We start from the raw sequence: 11087 nt of genomic DNA on the forward strand, positions 1-11087 counted from the left end.
AATTTTGAGGACTAGACATGTCTCTCACCGACACCGTTCCCCAGGCACGTCGCCGCGATCTGCGCATTCCGCTTGCCGCCGTCCTGATCGTCGTCGCACTTGCCGCGCCCTTCATCGGCACGCGCTACGTCACACACTCGCTCATCATTGCGCTCATCTTCATGTTGCCGGCGCACGGGCTCAACCTGCTCGTCGGTTACACCGGTCTGCTGTCGCTGGCGCAGGCGGCGTTCTTCGGCATAGGAGCCTATACGGCAGGCCTTCTGGCGGTCCATTACGATACGCCGTTTTACGTGAACCTCATCGCCTCCGGCCTCGTTACCGGTGCAATCGCCCTGCCGCTCGGCATTCCGGCGCTGCGTCTTCGTTCAACATCCTTCGTCATGTGTACGCTTGGTTTCGTCATCATCGGCCAGGCGATTGCCAAGAATTGGATTTCGCTGACCCGTGGCGACATGGGCCTTTCTGGCATCCCCAAACCTTATTTCGAACTTGGCCCGCTTTCCTTCACCGTCAGCGGAACCACCAATTTCTATTATCTCGCGCTTGCCATCTGCGTACTCGGAACGCTTGCAGCATGGGCAATCGTCCGCTCGCCGGCGGGCCGCAACATGGTCGCCATCCGTGAAAACGAGACGCTGGCGGAATCCCTCGGCGTCCCGACCTGGCGCTATAAGCTGATCGTCTTCATGCTGAGCGCCGTTTTTGCCGGAGTAGGGGGCTGCCTTTACGCCCATTATCTGACGGTGGTCAGCCCGCTGACTTTCCAGATGTATTATTCGACGACGATGCTGATCATCGTGCTCGGCGGCGGTGCAGGCATGATTTCGGGAACCGTCTTCGGCAGCCTGCTCTTCGTGGGACTGACCGAGGCCCTTCGCGTCGCTCCTGAAGTGCGGATGATCGCCTACGGGTTCTGCCTTCTTGTTCTCGTCTTCTGGTTCAGACAAGGTTTCGCCCCCTTGATCAATCGCTTCTGGAACGCGATCGGAGGTTCGAAATGACGGCTCATCTTCCCATCCTCGAGATAAAGAACCTCAGTAAGTCCTATGGTGCGGTCAAGGCGGTCAACGATGTCAGCATGCACATCAATCGCGGCGAGATTGCCGGGCTGATCGGCCCGAACGGTTCCGGCAAGTCTACCTTCTTCGATTGCAGCACCGGACTTGCCCGGCCGGACACCGGCAAGGTGATACTGGACGGACAGGACATCACCGGCTGGTCGCTCAACCGCATCGCCCGCGAAGGCCGCATGTTGCGGTCGTTCCAGAAGACGGTCACCTTCAAGGCGCTCGACGTTGAGGAGAACCTTGTAATCGCCGGCCAGATGTTCACCTTTCCCTCGCTGCTTTCCACATTCGGTCTCGGCGGCATGTCGCGCCGCCGCGTGGCCGGGCTCCGGGAACGGGCGCGCGAGCTGATCAAGATGGCAGGGCTGTGGGACGTTCGCCATCAGCCGGCCGGCAATCTTTCCGGTGGCCAGCAGAAACTCATTCAGTTCGCGTCGATGCTGATGCCGGAACCGAAGATTATCCTCTTGGACGAGCCGATGGCGGGCATCAATCCGAAGATCATCGAGCGCGTGGTGGAGACGATCCAGTATGCGAACAAATCGCTGGGCGTCAGCTTCCTCGTCATCGAACACAATATCGATGTCGTCACCAGCATCTGCCAGCGCGTGGTGGTGCTCGATCAGGGAACGAAACTGGTCGAAGGGCTGCCCCATGACATCATCAAGGACCAGCGTGTGAGGGAGGCCTATCTTGGAGGCTAACAGCAATCTTTCCATCAGGAGCCTGCGCGCGGGATACGGCAATCTCGATATCCTGAACGGCGTCGATCTGGAGGTGCCGGGCGGGCAATTCGTGGCCCTCATGGGGCCGAACGGCGCGGGTAAATCCACTCTGCTCAAGACGCTCTACGGCATGACGACGATCAAGGAAGGCGGCATCGACTGGCGCGGCAAGAACATTGCCGGATCTACCTCCCGGGCCATTCTGGGCGAGGGGATATCTTTCGTGCCGCAGGGCCGTTGCAACTTCCCGGTCATGACTGTCGACGAAAACCTGCAGATGGCCGCCTATACTATCCGTGATGCCAAGGTGAAGGCGGATCGGGACTATGTCTACGACCTTTTTCCGATCCTGAAGACGCGGCGCTCGACGCTTGCAGGCAACATGTCCGGCGGCGAGCAGCAATTGCTCGAAGTGGCGATGGCGGTTCTGCAGCGGCCGAAGGTGCTTCTGGTCGACGAGCCCTCGGTCGGTCTGTCACCGGCCGCTATCGGCATCGTGTTCGACGAGCTCCTGCGTCTGCATGCCAACGGCATGACCATCCTGCTGGTCGAGCAGAACACCAAGAAGGCTATGGAGGTGGCGCAGCGTGCGGTCATCCTCCGTCTCGGCAAGGTGATCTGGGACGGCACGCCAGCGGAGATCACCCATGACGAACTCGGCGAACTTTTCCTGACCGGAAAGATGCGCGGCGAACTCGAAGCTGCGCACTGACAAGCCCATAGCCATCAATCCAGACGAGGAAATCCCATGAGCACTTTTGTGCCTGCATCACGCGTGTCGAGAATTAAGGTATCGCCGAGCACGGCGGCTGCGGCCCGCGCCCGGGAGCTGAAGGCCGCAGGTCGCGACATCGCCGACCTGACGGTTGGCGAGCCGGACTTCGATACGCCCGAGGCCGTCAAGGCAGCGGCGCATGCGGCCATAGACAGGGGCGAAACCAAATACACTTCGGTCAACGGCACGCCCGCGCTTCGCAAGGCGATCATCGATGACTTCCAGAAACGTCTCGACATTACCTATGGCGATAGTGAAATCTGCGTGGGCGGCGGCGCCAAGCAGATCCTGTTTCTGGCGCTGATGGCAAGTGTGGAAAACGGCGCGGAAGTCATCATCCCAGCTCCCTACTGGGTGTCTTATCCTGACATGGTCATCGCCAATGATGGCACGCCCGTCATCGTCGCCTGCCCGGAGGAGACGGGGTTCAAACTGACAGCTAAGGCGCTTGAAGCGGCGATCACACCAAAGACGATGTGGCTAATCCTCAACGCTCCCTCGAACCCGACGGGTGCGGCCTACAGCGAGGCGGAGCTGAAAGCGCTAGGTGAGGTGCTGCTTCGCCATCCCAATGTCATGGTGCTTTCCGACGATATTTACGATCAGGTCTGGTTCAAGGACGAGCCGATGAAGACCCTTGTAGCCGTCGTTCCGGAACTGAAGGATCGGGTGCTACTGACCAATGGCGTTTCCAAGTCCTATGCCATGACAGGATGGCGGATCGGTTATGGGGCAGGGCCGGCAGCACTCATTGCCGCTATCAACAAGTTGCAATCGCAGATGTCATCCTGCCCGTCCTCCGTCAGCCAGGCTGCCGCAGCCCATGCGCTTTCGGGTGACCAGACATTCGTGACGGAAAGCATTGCGGTCTACAAAAAGCGGCGCGACTACGCCTGTGAGCGCCTGAACGCCATCCCCGGCCTCTCCTGCACGGTTCCGGATGGGGCATTCTATCTCTATCCAAGCTGCGCCGGCGTGATCGGCAAGACCACGGCGGATGGCAAGGTGATCGAAAACGACCTCGACTTTGTCCTCTATCTCCTCGACAGCGTCGGTGTGGCGGCTCTTCAGGGCGCCGCCTACGGGCTCTCGCCCTATTTCCGCATTTCCTTCGCCACCTCAATGGACGTGCTTGAGGATGCCTGCAACCGCATCGAACGTGCTGTGGCGGCGCTGCGTTAAAAACAGATCGGACGCGCAGAAGGATTCTTTTGCGCGTCCCACAGAGTTTGATCGTCGGATGAAGGCAAAAGCACTCTATCCCATTGAAATTACGTACTCTCGCTGCAGAAATCGATTTCTGTTTCTGCGCCGATGCGCTAGGGTTTCCGCATAAAGTGGGGACCGATGAGCGTCGACTTCAAAAAACTCAAAAGCTTCGTAAAGATCGTCGATACCGGCAGCGTTTCGCGTGCCGCCAGCATCCTTCGCGTAGCCCAGCCAGCGCTGTCTCAGCAGATCGCCTCGCTGGAGCAACACTTCAAGCACCAGCTTCTGCTGCGCAGCAATGTCGGCATCACGCCAACCGAAGCCGGCTTGATCCTTTACCGCCATGCACAGATCATGCTGAAGCAGATCGAGCAGGCGCAGACTGACATTGACCGCTCGACGCGCTCGCTTTCCGGCCGCGTCTCCATCGGACTCGCGACATATTCCTCGTCGAGTGCGCTATCGTTGCCGCTCATCAAGGAGATGCGGGCGCGATTTCCTGCCATCACGGTTCATATAAACGACAGCTTCGGCCATATCCTCAGCGAGTTGATCATGACCGGCAAAATGGACATGGCACTCATCTACACGTCCGATCCGATCAAGGGCGTGACGCTGGAACCGCTGTTTCGCGAAGAGATGTTCCTTGTCTCGCCTGTCGACATGGTGTTGCCTGCCGAACCCGGTCAGCCGCTTCCCCTCTCAGTGCTCGATGGCCGGCCGATGCTGCTGCCAAGCAAGGCGCATTTCCTTCGCCGGCTCATCGATGAGGGCCTGGCACGGGCGCGCGCGAAGCCGGAGGTGATTTCAGAACTGGAATCGGTGCCTGCGCTGGGGGCCGCGGTACTGGATGGCCTCGGCTCGACCATCCTTCCGGCCTCGGTTGTACTGGAAACCGCGAGCTTCAGCGGCGCGCAGCTGCATCCCCTCACAACCCCAGTCATCGATGCCACGGTGTCGCTTTGCGTCTCCGATCACATGCCGCTGTCGGAACCGGCGCTGGCGGCGCGTTCAGTGCTTCTCGAAATCGTGACGAAGCTGAAGAGTGGGCATCATCCGGGCATTCGTGCCGTGTGAATTCGCTATAAGCAAACCCTATGGCGCCAGACCGAGGTTGTGTTGGCAAAGGCCGGCCGAACGTTTCAATTTCCCATCAGTGAACGGGCCCGACCTGTGGGTCCACAAGGCAGCAAAAAATGCTGAATGGTCGCTCGAGGGAAACAATGGCAAAACTGGCTTTCGATACTGGCGGTACATTTACCGATTTCGCGCTTTTGGACGACAGCGGCGAACTTCACCTCCATAAAGTCCTGAGCACGCCTAAAAATCCGGCCGAAGCCGTTGTGCAGGGCGTGTCGGAACTGCTCGAAAAACATGCGGACACGATCGCGATTGACAAGCTGCAGGTGCTTGGTGCGACCACCGTCGTTACCAATGCGGTGCTTGAGCGCAAGGGCGTGGAAACCGGTTTCGTGACCACGGATGGCTTCCAGGACATGCTGCGCATCCGCAACGAGGGGCGCTACGATCTGTACGACCTGAACATCAAATATCCCGATCCGCTCGTCACCCGCGCCAACAGCTTTGGCGCCGAGGAACGCATTGCTGCCGATGGCGAAGTAATAACGGAACTGAAGGAAGAGACCGTCCGCGAGATTGCCGAGCGGCTGAAGAAAAAGGGTATCCGCTCGGTAGCGGTCTGCCTGCTGCATGCCTATAAATATCCGCAGCATGAGCAGCGTGTCGCCGCACTCCTGCGCGAAGAAGACCCGGATATCTTCGTTTCCTTGTCGTCCGAGGTCTGCCCGGAAATGCGTGAATTCGACCGCGCCTCAACGACGGTGGTCAATGCCTATACCCGCCCGCAAATGTCCGGACACGTTGCCCATCTACAGAAGGAATTTGCCAACAGGGGCATCGACCGACAGGTGCTCTGGATGACGTCTTCGGGCGGGCTTGTCCCGAGCAGCCGCGCAGCAGAACTTCCCGTCCGCCTGATCGAATCCGGCCCCGCAGCGGGTGCGGTCGCTGCCGCCGAATTCGGCCGCACGGCGGGTGAGGCGAGCGTTCTGTCCTTCGACATGGGCGGCACCACCGCCAAGCTCTGCCTCATACCCGATGGCGAGCCGAACGTTGGCACCGATCTCGAAGTCGCTCACTACCAGCGTTTCCGCAAGGGATCCGGTTTTCCGCTGAAGATCCAGTCGATCCAGATGATCGAGATCGGCGCCGGCGGCGGTTCCATCGCGGCGAAGAACCCCCTCGGTCTCCTCGACGTCGGTCCCGATTCCGCAGGTGCCATGCCGGGACCGGCCGCCTATCAGCGCGGTGGAACCGAGCCGACGGTGACCGATGCCGATATCCTTCTCGGCTATATGGGAACGGAATCCTTTGTCGGCGGCTCGTTCAAGGTTTCAAAAGACGCCGCACATCAGGCAATGTCGAAACTGGCCGCCTCGCTGGATGTATCGGTCGAACGTTGCGCCTGGGGCATCCACGATCTGGTCAACGAATCCATGAGCAAGGCCGCCGCCATGCATGCGACAGACCTTGGCGTTGATCCACGTTCATTGCCGATGGTAGCCTTTGGCGGCGCAGGTCCGGTGCATGCCTATGGTATTGCCCGCAAGCTCGGCATCTCGCGCATCATCTGCCCGACCGGTGCCGGCGTCAGCTCTGCCATCGGCCTGCTCATCGCACCGGTCGCCGTCGACCTCTCTGCAAGCCATCCGATGGCAATCGAGGCCTGGGATATCGATGCGATGAACCGTCTGCTCGACGATCTATCCGCCCAGGGCGCGGAAGTCGTCTCGGCCGCGGGTGTTGCCAAGGAGACGATCAGCAATCGTTATACCGTGGATATGCGCCATGTAGGGCAGGGACACGAAATCACGGTGGTGCTTCCTGACCGCAGCCTGCCGAAAGAGGCCTTCCTCGAAGAACTGCGCAGCAGCTTCTTCAAGCTCTACCGCGAATTGTTCGGCCGCACCGTCGCCGCACCACTGGAAGTCATCACCTGGCGTCTGCGCGCCAGCGGGGAAAAGGATCAGGTCACCCGACCGCACGAAACCGTCGTTGCCGAAGCGAAAAAAGGCAGCCGCGCGGTCTATTTCCAGGAGGCGAGCGGCTATGTCGAGACCTCGGTCTACGACCACTACAAGCTGCCGATCGGCCACGAGGTCAAGGGACCTGCCATCGTCGAGCAACGTGAATCGACGGCTGTCGTCGGACCGAGCGGCACCTTTCACGTCGATGCCCACGGCAATCTCGTGATCAATATTCTCTAAGGGGCAATCAGATGTCGAAACCCGCTACCGATTTCAACGATCCGATCAACCTTCAGGTCATGTGGAACCGCTTGATCTTCATCGCGGATCAGGCCGATAACGTGCTTGGCAAGACCGCGTTCTCGCCGATCGTGCGCGAGAACCATGATTACGTAACCGTACTTCTCGACAGTAAGGGCAGGGCGCTGGCGCAATGCACCTGGTCGATCCCGGTCTTCATCACCTCGCTGCCCGCGGCCGCCCAGAAATATTTCCTGCCGAAGTTTCCGGTTGATAAGCTGGAAGAGGGCGATGTTCTCGCCACCAACGATCCCGAAATCGGAACCGGCCACCTGCCTGACGTGACGATGATTACGCCAATCTTCAAGAACGGCAAGGTCGTCGCCTATGCGGGATCGATCGCCCACCTTCCCGACATCGGCGGTGCGCCGCTGCATTCGGAGGCCAGCGACATTTTTGCGGAAGGCATCCGTTTCCCCATCGTCAAGATGCTCAAGGCCGGCGTTCCGAACGAGGACGTGTTCGACATCATCGCAGCCTCTGTCCGTCTTCCCACGGAAGTGCGCGGCGATCTGGAATCGATGATCGCCGCCAATAACGTCATGGGCCGCGAACTGGTGAAATTCCTTAACGAATACGGGCTGGACGATGTCGACGGACTTGCAGACGCCATCCATACCCGCTCCGAGGCGCAGACCCGCAAAGCAATCCGCGAATGGCCGAACGGTACCTATTCCGCCGAGGTTCTGCTCGACGGCTACGATGTCGACGTCAAACTCAAAGCCTCTGTTATCGTCAGGGATGACTCCATCCATGTGGATTATACGGGCACGTCGGATCAGGTGCTGCACTCGATCAACTGCCGCACCAACTACCGTTACGCCCATTCGGTCTACGCATTAAAATGCCTGCTCGATGCCGAAACGCCCAATAATGAGGGCTGCATCGTTCCGATCACCGATGAGGCGCCGCTCGGCTGCATTCTCAATCCGCAGGAATGGACGGCGGGCAATTCGCGCAACCTCATCGGTCACGTCATTCCCTCGCTGATCTTCAAGGCGCTTGAAGGCATCGTGCCGGAAAAGGTGCTGGGCGACAGTGGCGGTGCGCCGATCTGGGCTGCCAATTGCGTAGGCCAGCGCAATGACGGAACGCAATATGCCTCCGTGCAGAATTTCCACGGCGGTCAGGGAGCCCGCGCCGAATTCGATGGGCTGGATACGCTAAGCTTCCCGTCCAACTGCAAGGTCACGGCGATCGAAATGTTCGAGGTTGCCGTTCCGGTCCTGACGGAACGTAAGGAGCTTATCGCCGACTCCGGCGGTGCTGGCAAACATCGCGGCGGCCTTGGCCAGCGTGTCGTTTTGCGCAATCTCGGCAGGAACCCGATGAACATCTATCTGGCATCGGAACGCGTTCGCCATCCCTGCTTTGGCGTGGTGGAAGGGCAGCACGGCTCCGCCGGAAAGGTGATGAAGGAAGGAAAGTCGCATTTCCCGAAGGGCAAGGTCGTTCTTCAGACGGGCGAACGTCTCGAAGTCCAGACGCCTGGCGGCGGCGGCTGGGGCCGTGCTGCAGAACGCTCGCACGAATTGATCGAGCAGGATATTGCCGAAGGCTTGGTAACCTCGAAGGCGGCAAAGGAAATCTTCGGCTATTCTGGTGCCCTTGCTGCCGCAGCCGAATAGGAGACGACGATGGGACTACTGAACGGAAAGATCGCTCTGGTAACCGGGGCCGGCTCGGGCATCGGCCGTGAAACTGCAATCCTGCTTGCGAAGGAAGGAGCAACGGTTGTGCTGACCGGCCGCCGCCTCGATCCGCTGCGGGAAGTCGCGGAGTTGATCGAAAAGAAGAAGGGCAAAGCTGTCGCCCGTACGCTGGACATTGCCTCGCGTGACGCGATCTTCGACACGATCAAGTCGATCCGGGAAGCGGTCGGCCCCATCGATATCCTCGTGAACAATGCCGGTTCTGCCAGCAAGGTTCTCAACGCCCGCTTCATCAGCGAGGACGAGTGGAACGCCACCATCAACGTCAATCTGACGGCGGTGTTCAACCTGACACAGGCCGTGCTGCCGGCGATGATCGAAAAGGGTGAGGGGACCATCATTACAGTCTCTTCGCTCGCGGCCCTCAATCCCAATCTCTTGGGCGGCGTTGCCTATGGCGCTGCGAAGGCGGGCGTGAAGAATTTCATGACCTTCCTTCACAATACCTATCGCAACCAGGGAATCCGGGCGACGACCATCCTGCCGGGTGAGACAGACACGCCGATCATGAACAACCGCGCGCGTCCACCTCTCAAGGAAGAACGCGCCGTGATGATTGATCCTCATGATGTCGCTCGGGCGATCTCGCTCTGTGCAAGCCTAAACAACGGCGCCGTCATCCCCGAACTGCACATCTGCCCGACATTCATGCGCGACACGTCTGCTGACATCGAGATCGCACGCTGGGTGGGGGCGCCAGCTGATACGCCGGACTTGCCGAATAAGTAACTGGGAGAAAACGATGAACGGAGCGAAGTTGCGCTCGCGGCTTTTGGCAGGCGAGGCGATCACCATGTACAATACCCATCATGTCTCGACCGGACTCGCAGGCCGGCTGATAGAGTTGGGAGCAGACGCCGTGTTCCTGGACTGCGAACATGGCACCTGGAGTTTTGAGGACGTTCGCATGACAGGGCAGATCGTACGCTCCGCCGGCGGCGCAGCGGTCGTTCGTCCGCATTCGCACGAACGACCGCTGATCATTCGGTACCTTAATGCGGGTGCTGACGGCATCATGGTTCCAATGGTCGAGACTCCGGAGCAGGCCCTCGCGATCGTTGATGCAGTCCGTTACGCGCTGCCCTCCGATTACGAAAAACGCCTCGTCGTGGCAATGATCGAAACGCAGAACGCGATCGACAACCATCTCGACGATATGGTCAAGGTCGAGGGCGTCGACGTTTTCTTCATTGGTCCTGGTGATCTCTCCCAGGACATGGGTTATCCGCCCGCTCCACCACTCGGCGAACCGCGTCCGGCCGCTGTCATGGAAAAAGTCGGGGTCGCGATTGAGAAAATCCGCAAGGCCGGAAAGATAGCCGGCACGCTGGCCACGGCAAACGAACTGCCGCACTGGCTCGATAAAGGCGCCCAGTATTTCTATATCCACACGGATCCATTTCTGAGGCGAGGTATCGCGAGCATCAAGCAAACCATAGCGCGCTAGCAGTATCGGATGAGCTTCCAGCTGTTCGGGCTCTCGTGCGCTCATAACGCGGTCGTCTAAGGGATCGATTAAGGATGTGACATTCGGTTTTTGCGGGCGATCGAAAGCTCTCTTGGCGTTCGTCGCGCAGTCTAGTAGAGCAACTATCACGATATTGACGAGCCACATCGGGTCAAACATATACGCCAGAACTGGCGGATCGACCTCCAAAATAAGGCGATTTTAAACCCTATGGAAAACAAGTCGCTCTATACTTGGCTGCTGATGCTAGCTGTCCCTGTGTCGGTTCTGATAGCAGCTCAAGTCGATACAGATACTGCACCATCAATTGGCGGGGGAGGCTACGACCTTGGTCCGTTTGTGTATTCCTGGTTATTGATAATTTTCACAGCGCTCTGGTCTGTCTGCGCTTTTGTGGTAGCACTGCTTCAGAAAGGCCGAGCTTCCTCTTTTCGCGCTTTCGGCCTGGCAGGCTTTGGTGTTCTCGTCTTCACTGTAATGATGCTTTTTTACGGAGAGAACCTTTCATAACTGCTCGTCCTGAAAGCGCTTCGATGGTCTGGACCGGGAGAATGCCCAAGGTGACGACTTATAGAACCACTCACCGTTCGCACCTGCGCGTATCGCTATATTCCCATCAGAATTGAAAGAGCATCGCCTATTCGAAATTTTGTTCCATAATATATGTTATGCAATTATTGTGTGTAGCCGCAAAGTTAAAGTGTCCTGTTTCTGCAAAGTTGGAATGTCACACTCCCCGGACCTGAATGATACCGGGGAGATTGCGGATGGGATTGATCAC

General features: G+C 58.8%; 10 protein-coding genes. All 10 read left to right on the forward strand.

Annotation, left to right across the window (positions count from 1 at the left end; translation table 11 throughout):
* Positions 1-17: 17 nt before the first annotated feature.
* Positions 18-1004 (forward strand): branched-chain amino acid ABC transporter permease, encoded by a 987-nt coding sequence (locus ACQZ5Y_RS26845; protein WP_060641954.1) that lies wholly within the window; start codon positions 18-20, stop codon positions 1002-1004.
* On the forward strand, positions 1001-1774 hold the full coding sequence (locus ACQZ5Y_RS26850) for an ABC transporter ATP-binding protein (protein WP_060641955.1): 774 nt from the start codon (positions 1001-1003) through the stop codon (positions 1772-1774). Before ACQZ5Y_RS26845 ends, ACQZ5Y_RS26850 begins: the two co-directional genes overlap by 4 nt.
* Positions 1764-2507 (forward strand): branched-chain amino acid ABC transporter ATP-binding protein, encoded by a 744-nt coding sequence (locus ACQZ5Y_RS26855; RefSeq protein WP_060641956.1) that lies wholly within the window; start codon positions 1764-1766, stop codon positions 2505-2507. Before ACQZ5Y_RS26850 ends, ACQZ5Y_RS26855 begins: the two co-directional genes overlap by 11 nt.
* 36 nt (positions 2508-2543) lie before the next feature.
* Positions 2544-3752, forward strand: a complete 1209-nt coding sequence (locus ACQZ5Y_RS26860) for an aspartate transaminase (RefSeq protein WP_060641957.1) — start codon at positions 2544-2546, stop codon at positions 3750-3752.
* Between the two features lie 165 nt (positions 3753-3917).
* Positions 3918-4856 carry a nitrogen assimilation transcriptional regulator NAC gene (gene nac / locus ACQZ5Y_RS26865; protein ID WP_065662822.1) on the forward strand — a complete coding sequence of 313 codons (939 nt, stop codon included), beginning with the start codon at positions 3918-3920 and terminating at the stop codon, positions 4854-4856.
* Between the two features lie 146 nt (positions 4857-5002).
* Positions 5003-7066, forward strand: coding sequence for a hydantoinase/oxoprolinase family protein (locus ACQZ5Y_RS26870; RefSeq protein WP_112524610.1), 2064 nt, complete (start codon positions 5003-5005; stop codon positions 7064-7066).
* A gap of 11 nt (positions 7067-7077) precedes the next feature.
* Complete coding sequence (locus tag ACQZ5Y_RS26875) at positions 7078-8754, forward strand: hydantoinase B/oxoprolinase family protein (RefSeq protein WP_112524607.1); 1677 nt, start codon at positions 7078-7080, stop codon at positions 8752-8754.
* Between the two features lie 9 nt (positions 8755-8763).
* On the forward strand, positions 8764-9567 hold the full coding sequence (locus tag ACQZ5Y_RS26880; protein ID WP_060641961.1) for an SDR family oxidoreductase: 804 nt from the start codon (positions 8764-8766) through the stop codon (positions 9565-9567).
* Between the two features lie 13 nt (positions 9568-9580).
* Complete coding sequence (locus ACQZ5Y_RS26885; protein ID WP_112524604.1) at positions 9581-10285, forward strand: HpcH/HpaI aldolase family protein; 705 nt, start codon at positions 9581-9583, stop codon at positions 10283-10285.
* Positions 10286-10516: 231 nt separating this feature from the next.
* Complete coding sequence (locus tag ACQZ5Y_RS26890; RefSeq protein WP_174051769.1) at positions 10517-10816, forward strand: hypothetical protein; 300 nt, start codon at positions 10517-10519, stop codon at positions 10814-10816.
* Positions 10817-11087: the final 271 nt, after the last annotated feature.

It is taken from the genome of Agrobacterium sp. A3-95, assembly GCF_053521785.1.